This window comes from Leptospira bouyouniensis (genome assembly GCF_004769525.1).
GTDB lineage: Bacteria > Spirochaetota > Leptospiria > Leptospirales > Leptospiraceae > Leptospira_A > Leptospira_A bouyouniensis.
In genome coordinates this window covers 415557-436347 of the sequence record NZ_RQFT01000011.1, presented here as the reverse complement: position 1 = coordinate 436347, position 20791 = coordinate 415557, and the positions used below count along the sequence as shown (strand labels likewise).

At 36.4% G+C, this 20791-nt stretch carries 20 protein-coding genes; 9 read left to right on the top strand and 11 right to left on the bottom strand.

Annotation, left to right across the window (positions count from 1 at the left end; translation table 11 throughout):
* Positions 1-27 precede the first annotated feature (27 nt).
* On the top strand, positions 28-465 hold the full coding sequence (locus EHQ43_RS13680; protein WP_135771488.1) for a DUF1499 domain-containing protein: 438 nt from the start codon (positions 28-30) through the stop codon (positions 463-465).
* On the opposite strand, the gene EHQ43_RS13675 is transcribed toward EHQ43_RS13680, so the two are convergent.
* On the bottom strand, positions 460-1566 hold the full coding sequence (locus tag EHQ43_RS13675; protein WP_244242811.1) for an NAD(P)-binding protein: 1107 nt from the start codon (positions 1564-1566) through the stop codon (positions 460-462). The genes EHQ43_RS13680 and EHQ43_RS13675 overlap by 6 nt on opposite strands.
* Positions 1567-1592: 26 nt before the next feature.
* Positions 1593-1814 (bottom strand): hypothetical protein, encoded by a 222-nt coding sequence (locus EHQ43_RS13670; protein ID WP_135742159.1) that lies wholly within the window; start codon positions 1812-1814, stop codon positions 1593-1595.
* Positions 1815-1894: 80 nt separating this feature from the next.
* Between EHQ43_RS13670 and EHQ43_RS13665 the strand changes: the two genes are divergently transcribed.
* Positions 1895-2467 carry a methyltransferase domain-containing protein gene (locus EHQ43_RS13665; protein ID WP_244242810.1) on the top strand — a complete coding sequence of 191 codons (573 nt, stop codon included), beginning with the start codon at positions 1895-1897 and terminating at the stop codon, positions 2465-2467.
* A 28-nt stretch (positions 2468-2495) separates the two neighbouring features.
* Here EHQ43_RS13665 and EHQ43_RS13660 read toward each other — a convergent pair whose 3' ends face one another.
* Entirely contained in the window at positions 2496-3947 is a 1452-nt protein-coding gene (locus tag EHQ43_RS13660) for an APC family permease (RefSeq protein WP_135742157.1), read from the bottom strand.
* A gap of 131 nt (positions 3948-4078) precedes the next feature.
* Here EHQ43_RS13660 and EHQ43_RS13655 point away from each other — a divergent pair, with 131 nt between their 5' ends.
* Complete coding sequence (locus tag EHQ43_RS13655; RefSeq protein WP_135742156.1) at positions 4079-4333, top strand: hypothetical protein; 255 nt, start codon at positions 4079-4081, stop codon at positions 4331-4333.
* A 63-nt stretch (positions 4334-4396) separates the two neighbouring features.
* On the opposite strand, the gene EHQ43_RS13650 is transcribed toward EHQ43_RS13655, so the two are convergent.
* Both EHQ43_RS13650 and EHQ43_RS13645 read right to left on the bottom strand, forming a co-directional pair.
* On the bottom strand, positions 4397-5497 hold the full coding sequence (locus EHQ43_RS13650) for a hypothetical protein (protein ID WP_135771486.1): 1101 nt from the start codon (positions 5495-5497) through the stop codon (positions 4397-4399).
* Between the two features lie 222 nt (positions 5498-5719).
* Positions 5720-7390: an EAL domain-containing response regulator gene (locus tag EHQ43_RS13645; RefSeq protein ID WP_135742154.1), complete on the bottom strand. Its 1671-nt coding sequence runs from the start codon at positions 7388-7390 to the stop codon at positions 5720-5722.
* A 143-nt stretch (positions 7391-7533) separates the two neighbouring features.
* Between EHQ43_RS13645 and EHQ43_RS13640 the strand changes: the two genes are divergently transcribed.
* Both EHQ43_RS13640 and pepN read left to right on the top strand, forming a co-directional pair.
* The gene (locus EHQ43_RS13640) at positions 7534-7803 is read left to right on the top strand and encodes an RNA recognition motif domain-containing protein (protein WP_135742153.1); all 270 of its coding nucleotides are present in this window, start codon (positions 7534-7536) and stop codon (positions 7801-7803) included.
* A 41-nt stretch (positions 7804-7844) separates the two neighbouring features.
* The gene (pepN, locus tag EHQ43_RS13635) at positions 7845-10424 is read left to right on the top strand and encodes an aminopeptidase N (protein ID WP_135771485.1); all 2580 of its coding nucleotides are present in this window, start codon (positions 7845-7847) and stop codon (positions 10422-10424) included.
* Here pepN and EHQ43_RS13630 read toward each other — a convergent pair.
* Genes EHQ43_RS13630 through EHQ43_RS13620 form a run of 3 tightly spaced genes read right to left on the bottom strand, consistent with a single transcriptional unit; the run spans position 10421 to position 14186 of the window.
* On the bottom strand, positions 10421-12295 hold the full coding sequence (locus EHQ43_RS13630; protein ID WP_135742151.1) for an AMP-dependent synthetase/ligase: 1875 nt from the start codon (positions 12293-12295) through the stop codon (positions 10421-10423). The two genes, pepN and EHQ43_RS13630, sit on opposite strands and share 4 nt — an antisense overlap.
* 32 nt (positions 12296-12327) lie before the next feature.
* On the bottom strand, positions 12328-13809 hold the full coding sequence (locus EHQ43_RS13625) for a tetratricopeptide repeat protein (RefSeq protein ID WP_135771484.1): 1482 nt from the start codon (positions 13807-13809) through the stop codon (positions 12328-12330).
* Positions 13806-14186 (bottom strand): YopX family protein, encoded by a 381-nt coding sequence (locus tag EHQ43_RS13620; RefSeq protein ID WP_135742149.1) that lies wholly within the window; start codon positions 14184-14186, stop codon positions 13806-13808. Before EHQ43_RS13620 ends, EHQ43_RS13625 begins: the two co-directional genes overlap by 4 nt.
* Before the next feature lie 95 nt (positions 14187-14281).
* On the opposite strand from EHQ43_RS13620, the gene EHQ43_RS13615 reads away from it, so the two are divergent.
* The gene (locus EHQ43_RS13615) at positions 14282-15055 is read left to right on the top strand and encodes a ParA family protein (protein WP_135754418.1); all 774 of its coding nucleotides are present in this window, start codon (positions 14282-14284) and stop codon (positions 15053-15055) included.
* A 19-nt stretch (positions 15056-15074) separates the two neighbouring features.
* Here EHQ43_RS13615 and EHQ43_RS13610 read toward each other — a convergent pair whose 3' ends face one another.
* A complete protein-coding gene (locus tag EHQ43_RS13610; RefSeq protein WP_135742148.1) occupies positions 15075-16436 on the bottom strand; it encodes a cyclic nucleotide-binding domain-containing protein in 1362 nt (453 codons plus the stop codon).
* Positions 16437-16516: 80 nt separating this feature from the next.
* Between EHQ43_RS13610 and EHQ43_RS13605 the strand changes: the two genes are divergently transcribed.
* Positions 16517-16837 (top strand): YbaB/EbfC family nucleoid-associated protein, encoded by a 321-nt coding sequence (locus tag EHQ43_RS13605; RefSeq protein WP_135754222.1) that lies wholly within the window; start codon positions 16517-16519, stop codon positions 16835-16837.
* A 108-nt stretch (positions 16838-16945) separates the two neighbouring features.
* Here the strand turns inward: EHQ43_RS13605 and EHQ43_RS13600 are convergent, their stop codons facing one another.
* Both EHQ43_RS13600 and EHQ43_RS13595 read right to left on the bottom strand, forming a co-directional pair.
* Positions 16946-17677 carry an OmpA family protein gene (locus EHQ43_RS13600; protein WP_135742146.1) on the bottom strand — a complete coding sequence of 244 codons (732 nt, stop codon included), beginning with the start codon at positions 17675-17677 and terminating at the stop codon, positions 16946-16948.
* A 97-nt stretch (positions 17678-17774) separates the two neighbouring features.
* Positions 17775-18623, bottom strand: coding sequence for a flagellin N-terminal helical domain-containing protein (locus tag EHQ43_RS13595; RefSeq protein WP_135742492.1), 849 nt, complete (start codon positions 18621-18623; stop codon positions 17775-17777).
* 202 nt (positions 18624-18825) lie between these two features.
* Here EHQ43_RS13595 and EHQ43_RS13590 point away from each other — a divergent pair, with 202 nt between their 5' ends.
* Positions 18826-19398 carry a cob(I)yrinic acid a,c-diamide adenosyltransferase gene (locus EHQ43_RS13590; protein ID WP_135742145.1) on the top strand — a complete coding sequence of 191 codons (573 nt, stop codon included), beginning with the start codon at positions 18826-18828 and terminating at the stop codon, positions 19396-19398.
* The gene (locus EHQ43_RS13585) at positions 19371-20771 is read left to right on the top strand and encodes a peptide MFS transporter (RefSeq protein WP_135771483.1); all 1401 of its coding nucleotides are present in this window, start codon (positions 19371-19373) and stop codon (positions 20769-20771) included. The genes EHQ43_RS13590 and EHQ43_RS13585 overlap by 28 nt, the downstream gene beginning before the upstream one ends.
* Positions 20772-20791: the final 20 nt, after the last annotated feature.

Genomic DNA, 20791 nt, shown 5'->3' with positions numbered 1-20791 from the left:
AAAAAGTCGGTATGTTTTTATGGAACTATGGAAGCAGCTCTCGGTGTATTTTTTATCTGTTGTATGAGTGTTTTAAGTCCGTTCTCCGGTGTGGATGACGGCGAACTAAGAGGTTGCCCTCCCTCACCTAACTGTGTTTCAAGCCAAAGTATGAAATACAATTTTATCCACAAAGTTGATCCGATAGAATATACAACTTCCAAAGAAGTGGCTTTCAAAAGAATATCAGATTACTTCCACCAATCGGAAAATATCTATATAAGTGAAGAGAAGGAAGGGGAGTATATTCGAATTATATTTTTTACAAAGGTGTTTCGGTTTCCTGACCGAGTGGAGATTTTTTTCCCAAATGACAAAAAGGAAGCCCAGGTCCGTTCCCAGTCAATCCTTGGGCTCTGGGATATTTTTGCGAACAGAAGGCGAGTGAATGTATTCCGCGAAATATTAGGGAAAGAGGAATCATAAAATTTGATTATGGATTAAAAAGTGAACACCTCCAATAATTCTCTCAATTTTTGATCCAAATAACCAATCACCGAGTATCATAATCCCAGTCTCTTTACAGAGATTTTTCCATTCCAGAAATTCTTCAGAATCTAACAAAAGTGCTCCTTCTTTTCCAAGCAGTGGCATTTGTGCTTGTGCATATTTCCACCGATGATTCCAGATTTCATCAGGAGGTGGTGAATTCCATATTTCAAACAATCCATCAACTAACATTTCTTTGTATTCGGGAGTTGGTTTTTTAGAAGTATCCATCCAATATTCAAAATGAGTTTCTGAAAACATTGCTGAAAATTGTACAAGTAGGTTTGCACCTTTTAAGGAAGGATTAGGATACTTGATATGTTCCCAACTCATATATTCCCAATCTTCTCCCCTTTTTAATAATGTACTAAGAGGTATTTTTTCGTTTGGTTTGTATCCATTTGAATTTATATTGGGAGTCCAATTTTTCCAAGAACATAGACAAACAAGCGTTTTTCGGTAATCATTATAAGGCTTTAAAAATTGATTCCATCGTTCAAATTTTGGATTTTCCTGTGAGTTAGAAAATATATCTAATATTTGTGGGATGGGAAGTGTTAAAATCAATTGTTCGGATGTCATGAATTCCGAACGTTTATCTTGGTTGGAATAAAATTCACAATTCCATATGTTGTTTTGAGTTTCATGTATGGACTTTAAGGTCATACTTTGGTGAACTGGATGATCCTTTAGCATTGATTTGGCGATTGATTCCATTCCTGAAACTGGATAATGATGGTGCTCATCATAAATCGGTTTTGTATCTATTCTCACACCGTTTGTTTCCCAAATTTCAAACAAATTGTAATTTGATAGTTTTCCAGACCATTGTACGTCCATTTTATAACGAAACATTGTTGCCCCAATATCAAAACGAACCTCTCCATCAAAGATCTCTTTTGTCGAAACTCTACCTCCAGGTTTTCTTGCTTTGTCAAATATTCGAATTTCAGGTTTCATCATGGTGACAGCAGCACCTGTGATCCCAGAACCGACTACGATGGGAGTTGATGATATGATTCCTTTGATTTCGTTCACAACAGTTTAGACGAAATTGGGTCCATCTACAATTGTTTGATCAGCGTTTTCAAATCATTGATGAGTGAAAAAGGAACTGGTTTGATTTCTTCTGCCAATTGGATCGTGTCTTGAATGGTTCGTGTTAGAACTTGTTTTTCTGCTTGGTAAGCAGCTTGGGGGAGTTTGGACTTATTTTTTTTAAAGATCGATACTTTTGTGTCGATGATTTCTATCATTTGGTTTAAGTACTGTATTTTTTGGTCCATAGGGGCAATTTATAACATAAGTTCATGAAATGCGAAACCTATTTTTAAAAGCAAAAACGAGTTTGGGTGTAGGGGAACCTATGACAGACCAAATTTGGGATAAATTCCTTCCAGTTAAATACCAAACTTTATCTCCATACCAGTGGACACCAATCTCTGTGGTATTGTCTACTTGGGAATATCTACGAGAAGAAAAGGTATCTTCCGTTGTTGATTTGGGTTCTGGTGTTGGTAAATTTTGTCTCAATTTAGCTAGAGTTTCAGAACATCAATTTCCAATTCTTGGAATCGAAGATCGTAAAGAACTTTTCCAAATTGCGGATTCACTGCGAGAAAAATGGAATTTCAAAAAAGTTAAATTTGAACATGGGAATTTTTTAAAAGAATTTCCATATGGATATTCACATTATTACTGCTTTAATCCTTTATACGAAACAATGAAAGCATCCCATTCCATCGATGGTTCAAAAGATAAATCGGCTATCCTATTCATACAGAATCTGCAATTATTAAAAAATCATTTTTTAAATTGTAAAATTGGAACAAAGATTATCACCTATCATGGATTTGGTGGAAGTACGCTTCCTGGTTTTAAAGTTTTATTGAAAAAGGAATTGGAATTTGGTGAGTGGATGGTATGGGAGAGGGTTTGAATGACTGTTCTCCCATACAAATTTAGATTTAACTTAAGTTTTTCGCATATTTTTTTCTCAAATGTGGTTTTGCAATCATGAGGTAAATGAGACCCGTAGTGACGACAACCAGAGAAGTAAAAATCATTCCATAATTGATAAACCAAGGTTCCTCAGGTGATCTAGGCCACACCATATTGGAAACTGCGATAAGGCCATATATGAAAGCTAAAACATTGATGATTAGTCCATACTTTCCTAATGAGAAAGTTCCATTGGGTTTCCAACCACGAAGTCTTGCATATAATGCTCCAAATACGACCATTTGGAAGGCTACATAAATTCCACACGAGGCAAAACTGATGATAGTTGTGACAGTGTCTTGTAACCAGTGACCAATACTTGTAATGACAATTGGAATGATCCCTGTGACGATGAGAGCTTTTGTCGGTACTTTTCCTTTTTTAGAAAGGTGGTTTAAATACTGGCTTCCAAATATCATTCCATCTCGCGCAAAAGAGAATAGGAGCCGACTTGCAGCTGCTTGTAAACTGAGTAAACATGACAAAAAAGAAATCATCACAACAACTATTACCATACGGTAACCGCTCACACCCATTGCCGTTGTTAAAGTAGTGGTAACTGGGTCTGCGTCTTCCCCTGAAATCGCCTTTTCTACATTCGGTAAGGACAATAATAGTGCTAAACAAATAAAAATAGCGGCACCACCGCCGATATATATTGTCATACGCATAGATTTCGGAATCGCAGAACTCGCATTTGGCGTTTCTTCAGCAACATCACCGCATGCTTCAAATCCATAATAACAAAACATCGCCGCAACAGAAGAAGCAAGAAATGCTGGAAAATAACTCATCCCATCACCAAATGAAAATGTATTCCATAAGATAGAAATGGAATTCACTTTTGCAAAAAATAAAAGATAACCTCCCACAAGGATTGCACCAACCAATTCGCAAAAAAAACCGAAGAAAGCAACTTGAGCCAGCAGTTTTGTTCCACTTAAGTTTAGTAAGGTGGAAATGAATATCATTCCAATAGCGATCCAAATAAATCCTGTGTTTCCGAGTTCAATTCCAAGTAAGTTATTTAAAAATGGGGCTCCACCCACCGCCACTGCGGCGACCGAGGTAAAAAGTGCCCATGCATAAACCCATGCTGACATCCAAGCGAATCGTTCTCCCACAAGACGGAGAGACCATGGATAAATTCCACCGGAAATTGGATACTGTGAGACTACTTCACCAAAAACCAAACATACTAAAAATTGTCCAAGTCCAACGAGGAGATAATTCCAAATCATTGGTGGACCACCTGCTTGGATGGCTAGTGCAAATACGGAATATACACCGACAACAGGGGAGAGATATGTAAATCCTAAGGAAAAATTTTCCCAAAAACTCATACTCCTTTCAAATTCTGATTTTAAGCCGAGAGCCTTTAGCTGCTCTGCATCTTGGTCTAGGGAAGTTTGGTTCATTCCAATACCTATCCTATTTTGGTTATAATTGGATTGGTTTTACAATTGGGTCTCTTTTCTACAAACGATTTTGTTTTTCCATTGACGAAAGGTTTGAATTGAGAGTCTTTCTTTACTTACGGTAAAACCAGATGAAAAAAAGTATATTGTTTCTACTCACACTACTATTCGCACTCTCCTGTGCAAGTTCAGAATCAAAAGAGGCAGGTTCTAATGAGCCAGGCCTTATGGACAAATTAATCGAAAAAGCAAATTCAGAAGAAGGCCAAAAAGCCATCCAAATGGGAAAGGAAAAACTCCAAGACCCGGAAACCCAAGAAAAAATTAAGGGTATGTTGTCAAAGGACAAAAAGAAAAAAGACCCAACAGCACTTCCTAGCAAGTGATCTCAACTCCCTAAGTAACCATCCCAAAGGGATAATTTTTCCTTTGGGAATCAATTTTTTCTTTTATTCAAAACGAGACAGATTTAGATCCCCACCTGATATCTCAAATAAGTTTTTTAGAATCCAATGCCTTACGTTGTTAACATCCGTTAATTCACAGAAATAAAATAAAGAAAAAGGAATTAGTTTCTCATCGTTTACCAAACACAAACGATTTTCCATTTGGATCAAATCTTCCCAATCCTCAAAAACATATTCTTTGCCATACCATCCGATTGTCGTTTTAGTGATCGTAATTTCTTTTAAACGACTTTCTTGGTATAATACATACATAAATGGAAAAAATCCAATTCCTAAACCAATTCCTAAAAAAACCAATTGTGAAATTGTCGGTGGAAAACTTGTCCAATAGGTAGCGGAAAGTTCAAAAACATCTCCAATCGCAAAATGGATGATAAGTGAAAGAGCGAAACTAACACAAAAAACCACAATTTTAATGATGTAAGGATTGTAATTTGATTTGAGTGTGATTCCCTCATTCGATTTTACTTCAGATAATTTTGAATTTGGTGAAAAGACGATATCCTTTTCTATGATAGAATTTGGGAGTTTACGTTTGTGGATAGGCAAATCTAAATCTGCAAATGGAATGGAAGAACCATCGGTATTGATGAGTGGGATTTGTAGTTGTTTGCAAATTACTTCGCCATCAAATCGTAATTTTGAATAATCAGTTGCCTCAATGAGTTGGATTTTTTCATCTCCCGCTTTTCCAACAACAGTATAAACTGTCACTGTCCTAGAACCATTTTTAGTTTTCACTGTATAAGAATAATCTGAATACGAAATGTTTTCAATGTTTCGAAACGGTATAGATCTGATTTCTTTTTTTCCATCAAACCAACGGATGGTTTTTGTTTCTAAGTCAAAAACTGTTTCCTTGGGTCTAATCGTTAAGGCCAAAATCACATGTGGTAGTCCAAAGAAAAAAAGTAAAAAAATGCCTACTATGACAAATGAGATAAAATCCACTTCTTGGAATTCCGTCATAGAATAAATAAACCCAAGGATAACAAGTGTGATCAGTTCTGATCCGATGAGTATAAACTTTACAAGCCGGAGATTCTTTGATTTATGATCCTTCCAACGTAATTGTTTCTCCATTGAACTATCCTTCTTTTTTTTTCTTCTGTTAAATGATTTATAAAACTGTTTTGAAATATGAGACTGACACCATAAAAAATGGAAAAGATTTTCCTAAATTTGAATTCGATTCTTGAGTTCGCAATTTGAATGAAAATTTAGAAACATTCGAGTGAAAAAAATAGAATTTTGTAAAGACAGAGGAATTAATTTTATTTTGTATTAGAGAAGATTGTAACGCCATTATAATTTTAATTCAGATATTTCAGGAATGGAGGCAGAAGGTTTCATAAATAAAAACCCTTGAGAATATTCAATCCCTAAAGATTCCACTAAGTCTTGTATGGCGGGACGGTCAACAAACTCAGCTACAACTTTGGCACCAATTCCACGCGCAAGTTCCACGATCCCTTGCACTAATAAATAAGCAGTTTTGTTTTCAGGTAAGATTTTTATAAATTTACCATCGATTTTGAGATAATCTGGATTAAATTCTAACAATCGAGCTAAATTGGAATATTGAACACCAAAATCATCGATTGCAATTTGGCATCCAATTGATTTTAAGTCTTTGATTGTAGACAAACTATGTTTGTGTTCCGAAAAACTGATATCTTCTAAGATTTCAAAAGTAACTCGTGTAGGATCAATTTTGTATTGGGCGAGGCGTGATTCCACCCATTTACTAAAACTTTTATATTCCAACTCTGCTTCCGTTAAGTTGATTGAAAAATCATATGGATAATTGGTAAAATACTGCATCGATTCATCGATCATTTGTAAACCGATCATACGAATGCTCCCCGTTACTTTCGCAAGTTTTAGGAAAACATCGGGTGTTAAAATAGTCTCTTTATCTTTAATACGTGCCAAACATTCAAACTTTTGGATTTCCTTTGTTTTGTTGTCCAAGATTCCTTGGAAATACGGCACAATTTTTTTTTCAATGATGGCGGAATGGATTTTTTGACTGAGTTGGAAGTTTTGTAAATGGTGGTCGTTAGACAAATCTTCTGTGTAAGATACAAAATCCATCGAGTTTTGTGTTTCCGCTTGGAAGAGGGCAAGTTTTGCTTTGTAATAACAATCTTCTTGGCCAGACGCAGATGCATAGCGACAGTCCAAATGGAAACCAACTCCATCTAGGTAAAATTCGTCAGACTTTAACATCATTTGGAAACTACGAATGATATCGACGAGTGAAGTTTCAGACAAATTTGACAAGATCGCAATTTCATCTGAGTATAAATGAAACACTTTATGTTCTGCTTGCAAATGTACTGTGAGAAGTTGTAATACTTTTCGAAATATTTTTCTGTACACTTCAATTCCGAATGTTTTGATGATGATTGGGAACGTGACAATTTTGATGAGTAAAATCGATTGGTTGGTATTTGATAAATTTTTGCTTTTAAGTTCTTTGGCAAGTGATTCAAAATTGGGGTATTTTGTGTCTCGGTGGAAATAAAGTGAATCTGCTAATTCTTTGTTTTTTTCTTCTAACGATTTTTCTTGGAAATAGGCATCAATTGCCTGTTTGATGGTGAGCTCCAGGTCATGAGCATCCCATGGCTTCGATAAGTACCGATACAAACAGCCGTGGTTAAGTGCATTCCCTATGGCTTGGGCAGGAGCTTGCCCAGTTAACATGATTTTTTTGGTACGTGGATGGGTTCTCTGCATTTCGATGAGAAACTCATCACCTTTTTGGCCAGGCATCACGTGGTCACAGATCACCACACAAAGATCAGCACCTGTGCTATCGATTTCTTTGATGATTTCTTTGGCAGTTTCAGCACTTTCTGCTGTTTCTATGGTAAACCCTGAACCGAATACTTTCTTCAGTTGTTCCTTGAGGTTCCAAAGAATAAAGAATTCATCGTCTATGCATAGGATATAGGGTTTTTCGTTCAATGGGATACCTAAGAAGCGTCTCAAATGAATCTGAAACTCCAGATTATGCAAGAATTATTTCCAGTTGACAATTTCTCCGAATTCTATCTAATCAAGCCGTTCCAAGGATCTTGGGGCATGCATTTCTTTTTAAGAGGACAGGAATGGTTTCAAATAAAATTTATGTGGGGAATCTAAAATTTTCCCTAAAGGAAGAGAATATCAGGCAAATTTTTTCAGTGTATGGAGTGATCCAAGATTTGAAAATGATACATGACCGAGAAACAGGTAATTTTAGAGGCTTTGCATTCATTACTTACGCAGATCCAAGTGAAGCGGAAGAAGCTGTGGCACAAATGAATGGCCAACCAATCGATGGCCGAAACCTAAAAGTTACATTTGCAGAGGACAAAAGAAAAGAAAAACAGAACTAAAATTCACTTTTCTTACTAAGACTACCAAATAAAGAAGGAGGATGACATCATCCTCTTCCTCTCCTGTTCATAAAATAGAAGATTATTCCCCAAACCTTTGGTCCACTCCAAAGGTGCATTTACGTTTTGATTTAGACCCTCACCTCACAGTTGTCAGAGCTGACTATGAAGTAAAATTAAATGGGGAATCCCTAGGTCCTTTGTTTTTGAATGGCGAAAATCTTGAATTTTTGTCTTTGCGACTGAATGGAACGATAGCCGATCCATCCGAATATGAAATCAGCGAATTAGGACTCGTTGTTTTCCATCCACCTGGTGCAAATTTTCATCTCACAATTGAAAACCGAATCTGTCCTTCTAAAAATACATCATTAGAAGGTTTGTACAAGTCAGGTTCTATGTTATGCACTCAAAATGAACCAGAAGGATTCCGTAAGATTGTATATTCAATCGACCGACCGGATAATATGATGCGTTTTTTTGTAACCATTTCTGGTGACCCAAGTTTCTTTCCTGTTATGTTATCAAATGGGAATTTTATCACAGAACGAAACCTTCCCGATGGAAAAAAAGAAGTGGATTGGGAAGATCCTTTTCCTAAACCGACTTACTTATTTGCATTAGTTGCTGGAGAATTAGTCGAAACAAATGACGAATTTATTACCAAATCGGCAAAGAAGGTTACACTTAAAATTTTTGTCGAAAAGGGGAATGAAAATAAAGTTAACTTTGCTTTTGATTCTCTAAAAAAAGCAATGAAATGGGATGAAGATACGTTTGGGTTAGAATATGATTTGGATTTGTTTATGATCGTTGCTGTTGAAGATTTTAATATGGGAGCAATGGAAAATAAAGGATTAAATCTATTTAATGCAAAACTAGTATTAGCTGATAAAAAATCTGCCACAGACGAAACTTTTGAATCCATTATGGCAGTCATTGGTCATGAATACTTTCACAATTGGACTGGCAATCGTGTAACATTACGAAATTGGTTCAATTTAACACTCAAAGAAGGACTCACCGTGTTTCGTGACCAATGGTTTACAGAAGATATGACGGATCCCGATGTCAAAAGAATCAAAGATATTTTGTTTTTAAAAGAACACCAATTCCCAGAAGACCAAGGTCCCATGTCTCATCCTATTGTGCCAAAATCATATACTGAAATGAATAATTTTTATACAGTCACTGTATACGAAAAAGGCGCAGAAGTGATTCGTTTGGTATCTGAAATTTTAGGAAGAGAGAATTTCAAAAAAGGACTAATCGACTATCTAACACGTTATGACGGACAAGGGGTAACGTTCGAAGAATTTATTTCTTCAATGGAAAGAGCCTTCGGTAAACCAATCCCACTACTTAGAAATTGGTACCACCGCAGCGGGACACCAAAAATCCAAGTCAAAGATCACTTCGATGAAACTACAAAAGAATGGGTGTTTACGATTACTGATCGAGATTCGGATGCACTTCCTCTTATTTTTGTGAATTCTTATGCAGCCTTTGGTTCCGATGGCAAAATTCTATCAGAAGGAAAACGAATCCAAGAAGGGAAAGTAGATGAGATAAGGTTGTGTGGGTACGGGCCTTCGTATGCAAAACCAATTCTTTCTTTATTTCGAGGTTTATCGAGCCCTGTATCACTCGAATCAACAATGCCAATTGAGGAAATCCAAATTTTGGCAGAAAATGAACCAGATGGAGTATCTAGGTTTTTTAACTTTCAAAACTTAATTTTTTCTTGGATGGATGATTTGATCCAAAATGGGAAATCCGAACGATTCTCAATTATAATCGATACACTTCGATCTTGTTTTAAGAAAGACTGGGACAAAACTTATTTTAGTTTTTTTCTTAGTTTCCCTTCATTAAGCCAAATGAGTGAACAGTTACAGTGTTATGATTATTTAAAATTAGAAACTTATCGAAAGGATGCAATCAAAACCATATCGGCTCAGTTTTCAAAGGAATTTCAATATTTGTATGAAGAAAATCGTAAAACGATTCCCATCCAAACCAAGGAGGAGATTGGAAAACGTAGGTTAAAAAATACATCCCTTTATTATTTATTACATGATCCAACTTCCAAATTTGAAGGGCTTGCGATTGCTCAACAAAGAGAAGCAAAACATATGAGTGAAGAAATATCAGCTTTAAGATATTTAATTGAAATTGAATCCAAGGCAAAAGAAAATGTTGTAACTTTATTTTATGATCATTGGAAACACGATGCATTGGTTCTAGATAGTTGGTTTGCTGCACAAGTTGGATTTGGAGAAAACAAATCTAAAATATTGGAAACCTTGGAACTCCATCCTAAATTTAATCTAAAAAATCCCAATAAGGTAAGATCATTGTACTTTAGTTATGCAAGAAATCCTCTATCCTTTCATGATAAAACTGGGATCGGATACCAAATCATAGCAGAAAGGATCAAACGATTGAATGGAATCAATCCACAAGTGGCTGCAGGTCTTGCCAAGTTATTTTCGGCAGCTTCCAAACAAAAAGGAGATTTACCAAATATCGCCAAACGTGAATTAGAAGAAATACAAAACCTCCCCAATCTTTCAAAAGACTTAAGGGAGGTAACAGAAAAAATCGTTAACTCTCTTTAGTTGTACATCGATTTGATCAAATCTTTGTATTTGTCGTGGATGATATTACGTTTCATTTTGAATAGGTTGGTGAGTTCATCACCAACTTCCATTGCTTTCGGTAAAAATCGAAAGTCTGACAATTTTTCAAATGATTTGAATCCATTTTCAGAAGAGATTTGTTTTTTGACGATATTTTGGTAAAAGGCTCTTATATCTTTGTTTTGATTGAGATCTTCTCCTTCTTTCCATTGTAGACCTGCTTCTTTCATTCTTTCCTTATCGGGCCAAATCAGTGCAGTCAATGATTTTTGATCTTGTCCCACGACAATCACCTGGTTGATCAAAGCATTTTCTAAAAGTAGATTTTCGATTGGAACGGGTTCTACATTTTCGCCACCGAGAAGGACAATGGTATCTTTGACACGACCTCGCACTGACAAGGTATCATTAAAGGAAATAAAACCCAAATCACCGGTATTCATCCAACCATCAACAATTGCTTTTTTAGTAGCTTCTTCGTTTTTGTAATACCCTTTCATGACTTGTGGACCTTTGGCGTGGATGACACCCATTTTCCCTCTTGGAACCGACTCACCTTGTTCGTTGACGATCCTGACAGCAGTGCCATCTGGCCATTTTCCAACGGAACCTTGGACAACATGCCCGACGGACCGGACAGAGATAATAGGAGCACATTCTGTCATTCCATAACCCTCATACACAGGAATGCCGATAACGTTAAAAAATTCATCAACATGAGAAGGTAAAGCACCTCCACCAGAAATAGTTCCTGTTAAATGACCACCTAACACATCTCTAATTTTTGAAAATACGAGTCCGTCTAATACTTTCGCTAGTAAAAATAAATTCAAAACGTATCCAATTGAAATGGTTGTGTTTTTCATTCTTTCAAATGGAGATTCTTCTTTTGTTAATAATTTGTTACCAGCTAAGTAATCTTGACCATCTTTAAACTTCTTACAAATATCATATGCAAAATCAAAAAGTTTCTTTTTATTCTCAGGAGCTTTTTCTAACTTTTGTTTGATTCCTAAATATAAATTTTCCCAAAGTCTAGGTGCAGAAGCCATAAAGGTTGGTTTGATTTTTTGGAAATCATCTCTTAGATCTCGGATGTTCGTATATGCAATCGATGCCCCTTCCGCGATGATTGCATAATCGATGGCACGTTCAAAAATATGCCAAACTGGAAGGATTGATAGAGTCCGATCATTTGATTTTAATCCTACTCTTGGCGGCACTTTAACGACATTATAAACCATGTTTTGATGGCTGAGCATAACACCTTTTGGCATGCCTGTGGTTCCCGATGTGTAAATGATCGTAAACAAATCATCTGGTTTGACTTGTTTGGATCTAAGTTCTAAAGATGGGAGGTTTTTTCTGAGAGATTCTCCATCTTTGATCAAAGTTGATAAATTAATAACAAACGAATCTTTTGCGATATAGGATGGATCTAAAATGATCACCTTTTCCACTTTTGTATTGTTCAATATTGGTTTTAAGGAATCGTAAAGTTTTTCGTGTTCCACGAAACAATATTTACTTTCAGAATGACTTAAGATGTATTCTATTTCTTGGGCAGTAGAATCTGATCCACGTGGCACATTCACAGCACCATTTAACAAGGTAGCAATGTCAGCGATTGCCCATTCGGTTCTGTTGTCTGCCATAAGCCCGATCCGGTCTCCTGGCTGTAATCCCATTTGTAACAAGGATAAGGCTAAATTTTCAGCTTCGTGAAAGATGTCAGAAAAGGTACGTCCTTTGAAATTTTTAGAGGAATCCTTCGCAAAGAACATCTCTTTAGAACCATAGGTTTTTTTCGCATAATAAAAAACATCATTCAGCGTTGTAAAATTTTTCATGAATAGAATCTATCTCCGTAGGAGATAAACTCTCATTGTTTTTGTACTTTATTCAAGTAATATTTTCTTTTATAAGATTTGCCACTGGGTGAATCTAAAAAATTGGCAAAGATGGGATCTGTTTCCATTTTCTGGAAGAGATCTAAATCTAAGTAGAGGGCTTGTTCGGTCCAGAGTTTTCCTTCACTGTCTCTTTTTGTGGCAAAGGAAACCCGAGCCAATTTGTAATACACGATTGGTAAAAATACCTTTTCACCACCTAATATTTGTGCTCGTTTTAAATTTACATACGCATCTTCAAATAAACCTAAACTCATTTCACAAGATCCTCTATAGTAGAATAGAAAAAAACGAGGGTAGGGCATAAGCCTACGGTAATTTAATTTTTCCATACTCGCCAAACATGATTTAGGTTCTTTAGCCATGAGGTAAGCATAAGCCAAATTTAAGGAAATTTCTGGGCTGATTTCCCCGTTTACCTTTCGATAAATCTCAGCAGTTTTTTTATAACTTTCTTTAGCAGATTGATAATCATTCAAAACATACAAATAATAATATGATTTGTACAATAATACATCTAAAGATTCCGATTCACAAACGCGGTATGAAAAAAATTCATCTAAAGTTTTTGTAAATGAGGTAAATTCTTTTTCATTGTATTCAATATTGGCAATTTTTTTAAGTAAAGAACAGGTTCGGAGTGTGCCATTAGGGACTTCTTTTTTGTATTCAACGAGTGATTTTCGATAGGATTTCAATGCCTCTTTCCATTTTTCTTGCGATTCGAATAAGATTGCTTCTCGTTCTTCCTTTTCTCCAACTCCTTCACAATATGACTCTTTGTTATTTTCATAATAACAAATCCTTTCTTTAAATCCATTTTCATTGGAATCATATTCTATTCTAATTAATTTACAGTTTTGGAAATACCACCATTCATCAATGTCACCAAAATCATTTTTATCTTTTGTTATTTCTTTGGGACAACCACTTGAACTATAATAGGTAAAACTATCCTTTTTACCGTTTTTTGTTTCATCTTCTTCTGTCAGATAAAGTTGTCCATTTTGATTGTAATGGTCATAACGAAATGGGAAAAATTCATCCTCATTTAAAAAGAAGTGAATTTTTAACAAAGAACTTCCATTTTTCCAACCTGTAAAACAGGTAAAACTAGTTTTTCCACTTAGAAAATTTTGTGAAACGTCTCCATAAAGATCGGTTAGGTGAGATCGTATGTCTTCTTTTAATCTAGGGTATGGAAAATTGGTATGGTATTTTTGGATATAATTCTGGCAAAACCAAAAAACTTCATGATTTAAAGCTTCTTTATGGATTACGGTTGGTGCGTTATTGGAAAAACCAAATTGAAATCGTTTAGGACTAAAATCATCTAATTCAAACTTCTCTTTTGTTTTTTGGATTGATTCCCAATAATCCTCTAGAAGAGAACTCGCTTCTAAAGGAATTGTGAAAAGTAGGATAAAAAGAGATACAATTCGAAAAAGGATCAAGATTTACTTTTTAGATACAAGTCAAAAAGAATTGGATTTTCATATGGGTTGCCAACTTTCCGAATCGAAAACAATTGTAAAAGAGGTGGTCCATTTTCTAAATAAAATGCCCCATGTTCTGTATTATACCGTATAATACCTGTATGTTGGGTTAAATTTCCACCTTTTGCTACAGTATGTTCTATGATATCTTCTTCATATAATTCTTTATCGTATTTGTCTTTAAGTCCTGTGAAACAATTGACTATGTAATTGTCTTCATTTGAAATCGGTTGGCCAAACTTTAGTAACTTGCCATCTAAAGTAAGACTAAACCCTTTTTGGGTAAATTCCTTCTCTTGTTTGTCCCAAACACGGAATCGAATTGTGAATGCCATAACAGGAACCAATTTAAGTAGGTCGAAGTCCTTTCCAAGGATATTTCAAAAAAAAATCGGTGGTCAATGGAAGAATTCTGGTGAATCTTTACCCCATGAAGGTGATTTCAGTATCCAATATCAAAGGAGGGAGTGGTAAGTCCACAACTGCTGCCCATTTGGCCTGCGCTTTGGCACGTCGGGGGAAAACATTAATTGTCGATATGGATATGCAAGGTGACTTAACTGATTTTTCGCTCCCAGATTTGGATTTAACGGCGTTAGAAGAATCGAATGTCATGAGTGTCCTTCTCGGAATGAAAAAAATTTCTGACTGCATTCGAAAAACCAAACACTTTGATGTCTTACCCTCCACCCTTAGTTTGGCAAAACTGACAAAATATAATCCAGATTCCACAAGCCTTTGCCTTCAGTTCAAACGAGCTTTAGAAGAAGTACGAAAAGAATACCAATTTGTCATCATTGATACACCGGGTTCTGCCAAACACGAACTTACCACAGCCATTTATAATTCCGAATTGGTATTGATTCCTGTGACTCCAAGCAAATGGACGATCCGAGCAGTGAACCTACTTCTCGATGAAATTTCACAAACAGAAACTGTGTTTAGCCAAAAGAAAAAAATTGCTTTTGTTCCTTCTTGGTTTGGTCAGTCGAAAAAACATAGGGAATTATTGGAAAAATTGAAATCGATTGAAGAAATACCAACACTGGGAGAGATTCCAAAATCGGAATCCATCAAAGTGAAAACGGAAAAACAAGAACCACTGAAAAAAGATACAAATGCTTGGCATGCATTTGATCGTTTGGCAGATGAAACCATTGCATTAATTGATCCAGAAAATTCGATTGTTAATATTCGATTATAATCCTTACTTTAATTTGACATTAAAGTTCTTCTGTGGTTTTGAAACTTGATTGGTGTTGTTTTCTTTCCAACGCAATCACTTGGATGTGTTTTGCAAAACTTGGATGGTGTCGTAGAATTTCATTAAAAGCATCTTTACTCAAAGTATAAACATCACAATAGGAACCTGCTCGAATTGTTGCTGTGCGAAGAGAATCATCAATCAAACTCATCTCTCCAAAAAAGGATCCTGAATTGAGAGTTGCGAGTAGTTCCCCTGTTTTTTCTTTGATCACCTCCACATGCCCTTTGGATAAAAAATACATATTGTGTGGCACGTCACCTTCTCTGAATATCACATCTCCTTTCATATAATAAGCAGGTTTTAATTCTAATACAACTTCCCGTTTCAATTCTTCTGGTGCATGTTTAAAAAATGGAACCACAGAAATGAGATGGTTATGTAAGAACATCGAAACATCAATTTTGATACCAGAGGGAAGTTGGTCCCAGATTTCTTTTTCATCAATTCCGTGTTTGTTTTCCCATAAATTAATATAATAAGACCGAATTCGATTGGCAAGTTGTGGTGGTAACTTTTTGTATTTGATAAAGGAATTGATTGTGTTTAGTTTTTCTTGGAAGGTAACTCGTGAGATATCTAAATTAGAAAGTAAAGTTGAAATATTTCCTATCACATACCCATAAATACCAACTCCAAGAATCATAACTCCCATTGTATAAATAGTTTGTGGGTTCGTCGTAGGTGTGATGTCACCATATCCAATTGTTGTGAGAGTTGTGACAGACCAATACAAGGACCTGATATAACGAGTCACCATATCTTTGTCGGTTAAAAATTCAGGACTCAAATAAATCCAACCACAAGCAACCCAGTGAGCAAAGAGTGAGGTCCAATACACAAAGAATATCAATCGAAATGTCATCGGGTTGATGACTTCAATGAGTTTAAATCGGTCTTCGGAATCGGCACCGAGTGCAAGCATACGAAGAGATTTAAAAAGTTCAAAAACCCTGACAGACCTTAATAATCTTAATATTTTTAAACTATCTGTCACTCCAAAGTATTCGAAGAAAAATCCACCAAATAGATCAAAAGGAAAGGCTGATAAAAAATCGATGAGAAACCAAGATCTCAAATATGTTTTTGCGACAATTTTTTTGTTTTGGATGAGTAGTCTGTCTTTTAAGATTGAGGTGAAAAAATTTAATACCAAATCGATACCAAATATGATTTGGATAAACCTTTCGAAATTGGTGACACCAACTGTCAATTTGTGAGGGAATACAAGGCGAATTGGTACTTCAATCGCAAAGTACGTGATACATAAGAATACAAATAGATCCCAGATTCGTTTGTAGGGAGAATTTGGATGGATCATATTCTTTAGTATCGACAGTTGAAGTTTTATATTTGCGTTCTTTCTTAGAAAAAAAATCCTGAAATGAATAAGAGGTGATTATGTTCGGTGGAGCAGGTGGAAACAAGTTTGATATGCTCAAACAAATGAAAAAGATGCGTTCGCAAGTGAAAACCATGGAAAAGGAACTTGCGGTCTTAAATTTCGTAGGAATTTCGAAGAATAAACTTCTCTCTATCACTTTGGATGGCAAATTCCAGATGAAATCGATCCAAATCGAAGATGAACTTTTGGAAAAAAAAGATAAAGGTCTTTTGGAAAAGTCAATTCAAGAAGCTTACACAAAGGCATTACAAGATGCACAAGCAGGGGCTGCAAAACAAATGCAAGCGATGGGTGGTTTCCCTGGACTCGGCATGTAAGAAGAAAGTTTCCCTAAGAGGGGTTCTCATAAAAAAAGCCTACAAAGAATCTTTGTAGGCTTTTTTTTCGGAAGTGAATTCCTTAAAAATTATGGAACCAGAAGTTGATTAACTTGCTGGAACAATTTCAATTTCCACGCGTCTGTTTGAACCATCTTTTGGATCTACATTTTTCAATGGAGTGGAAGAACCAAGTCCTTGGACTGTTCCAATTCTTTTGCCTTCAATTCCATTTTCAATGATGGCATTTTTAGCTGTCACTGCACGGTCTTGTGAAAGTCTGAGGTTCAAATCTTCTGCACCAGTTCGGTTTGCATGACCTGCGATATTGATTTTCGTTTCAGGATAGGCAGCGAGTGCTTCCGCTAATTTATCAATGTTTTCTTTTCCTTTTCCTTTTAGGTCTGCTTTTCCATCTTCGAAGGCAATTCCTCCGTCCATCGATGCAGTAAGTGCAACAGTCTCTCCACCACGTTCACTTTTTGTAAGAGTGATTCCTTGTTTTTTCATCTCTTCTGCCATGTTATCGTACATGGTATTCAGATAAAATCCAGTGCCTAATCCCGCTAAACATCCTGCACCTAAACCAATAATCTTACCTTTGTTTTGTGGTTTCTTTTTTTCCATCGTCAAAGATTCTTTCACTTGTCTTTGGAAATCATTTTTTTTGTTTTTGGTGTCCTTTTTTCTTTGTGTCTCATCATAAACCGCACCTAACGCAAGTCCTACACCACATCCAATGGATGTACTGAGAATGAGCCGTTTTGTATTGTCAGAAAGACCACAAGAAATCGTGGAGAGTAATGATAGGGATAAAATTCCTGAGATGATTTGTTTCAAAGTTGTTGTCCTCTTTTCCCTTCGAATTGAAGGTTTCGGACAAAGTTTAAAGAAATCCTCCTTGTTTGCAAGGAGGATTTCCATCTCTCAAAAATCCTTAGTATCTATCCGTGAGGAGTTTTACTACTGATTCTGGTCTGAGATTTGCTTGGGCTAACATCGCCACACCTGATTTGGTAAGGATTTGGTTTTTTGAATATTCAACCATTTCCGTTGCCATATCCGCATCTCTTATTTGCGATTCGGAAGAAACCATGTTCACATAGTTGTTACTGAGTGATTTTAAGGTTAAATCCAACCGATTATAGTAGGCGCCTAAGTCCGACCGGAGTCGATTGACTTTGGAAATGGCATCATCCAAAACTTGGAGTGAGTCAGAAGCTTTATTTGGAGTGGATAGGGTAAACTTTGATCCAGCTTGTTTCAGTTTTAATGAAGAACTTGTCATCGTGTTGATGTAGACTTCAATTTTTTCTGATCCATTGGCTCCCACTTGTAAAGTCATTGGATTTTTGTTTACTCTTGAAAACCGTCCATCCAATGGTTTGACTTTGTTAAACTCCGCAGAAGTTCCGATTCGTTCCACTTCTTCCACCAATTGGGAAACTTCTAATTGGACGAGTTTTCTGTCTTCGTCCGAATAGATTCCATTTGCTGATTGAACGGAAAGTTCACGTAACCTCTGTAAGATGGAGTTTACTTGGTCCAAAGATCCTTCTGTCACTTGCAGAAACGACATACCATCCTGAGTATTTCGCTCTGCTTGGCCAAGTGCCCGGATTTGGGATCTAAGTTTTTCGGATACTGAGAATCCCAAGGAATCGTCCCCTGGTCTATTGATTCGCATACCCGTGGCTAGGTGTTCCATGGACTTGTCCATGTCACGACTGGTGTTTGTAAGTGCTCGTTTTGCAACGAGTGCACTGATGTTGTGATTGATAATCATTGTCACACCCTCCTGTGTGTCCATGACCCGCTTGTTTCCCTACAGGCGGAGAAAGGGAAAAAACAGTTTCCAGAAATCCATTCCTTCGTGGAGAGAAGGGGTTGCCTGCCCTTGGTTCTCCCGTGAATTTTTCCTTTCCAGATGATTCTATACCAAAAAACTTATGTCTGTAAAGAAAATTTAAGGGTAAGGACTTAAGATTTTGAAAATCTACACCAAATTTGGCGATGGCGGACAAACGTATTTAGCTTCTGGGAAAAAGGTCTCGAAAACTGACAGAAGAGTGGACTTGTATGGAACTTGCGATGAATTGAATAGCACCATTGGACTTGCCCTTTCGCTTGGTAAAAAAGAGACAATCCCGAAACCCTTTATAGAACATTTGCAAAACATCCAAAGTTTTCTTTTTGAAATCGGTTCCGAACTTGCCGGTTATGTTCCAAAAGATACAAAAGATGGAACTGTGGTGAATACGGAAGATGTCAGCGGATTAGAAAGTGAAATTGACCGATTGATGGCATCACTCCCTGAAATTAAATTTTTCATACTACCAGGTGGAAGTGAGATGGCAAGTGCCTTACATATGGCCCGAACTATATGCCGACGATTAGAACGTGATTTACTCGTATACATTGAGTCAGGTGGAGAGATCCATAATGACTTAAGAATTTATCTCAATCGATTGTCGGATTATTTATTTGTCGCCGCAAGGTATGTAAACTTTTCATTAGGGCAAGAGGAAACCATTTGGAAAAGCCGAACCAAATCAAACTAGGGGATCATCCGAAGGGCATTAGCAGTTTATTTTTCACAGAGATGTGGGAAAGACTGAGTTATTATGGGATGCGTGCCCTGCTTGTCCTGTATCTTGTGAAATCCCTTGGTTTTTCTGACAAAGATGCAGGGACAATTTATGCCTATTATACAAGTTTTGTTTATCTAACGCCTGTCATCGGGGGATACATCACAGACAGATACTTAAGTTACAAATTTGCAATTTATTTGGGAAGTGTGCTTATGTTACTTGGTCACTTGTCGCTGGCATTGCCAAATTTGAACTATTTTTATACTGGTTTGTGTTTACTGGCCCTCGGGAATGGTTTTTTCAAACCCAATATCTCTACTATATTTGGCAGGTTATATTTAGAAAAACCTCAACTTCGGGATAGTGGGTTTACCATATTTTATATGGGGATCAATTTAGGTGGTCTCTTTGGACCTATCATAGCTGGAAGTTTGGGAGAAAAGGTCGATTGGCATTTAGGTTTTTTATCTGCTGGTGTCGGAATGGCAATAGGTATCCTTGTTTTTTACTTAGGAAGTAGGTCATTGCCACCTTCCATTTGGTCAAAAGGGCAATCACCGTCTCGTTCTATTTCGAATCCTACGATCCATACTTCAGGCAATCCATTGGATTCGAATCAAAACGAATTAAAACCGGATAATGATTCCATTTCCAAAATTTTCTTAATAGGTCTATTATCCTTTTTTAGTATTTTCTTTTGGATGGCATTTGAACAAATGGGAAGCTCTCTAAATTTATTTGCCTTACGAAATACTGATAGGTTCCTCTTTGGATGGGAAATTCCGGCTTCCCTCTTACAGTCGTTAAATCCTCTAATGATCCTTGTATTTGGTCCCGTCCTTTCTTATCTTTGGTCATATCTCGCAAAAACCAACAAAAATCCAAATCCCATAATGAAGTTTGTGATCAGTTTGGTTTTACTTGGGTTTGGATTTTTGGTTATGGTTTTTGCAGCAAAACTAGCAGAAACTGGGGTTGTCGTTTCCATTTTCTTTTTAGTTTCCGTTTATTTCTGGAACACACTGAGTGAACTTTGTCTTTCTCCAGTTGGATTGTCTTTTGTCAGCCAAATGGCACCTGTTAGGTTTGCATCTCTTCTGATGGGAATTTGGTTTTTGTGTACTGCGTTTGGGCATTATGCAGCAGGAATTCTTTCTGGTTACCAAAGGGAATTGGGAAGTATGGTAAATTTTTATGCCTTGTTTGTAATTGTATCTTGGTGTGCGGCTTTAGTTTTGTATTTGATTTACTTATGGAAAAAATCTTCTATCGTGAGACTGTTGGATGGAAATTCCGTTTTGGTAAAACCAAACGCACCCATTAGAGCTTCGATTGAAACTTAAAACAAATTTCGATGGAATTG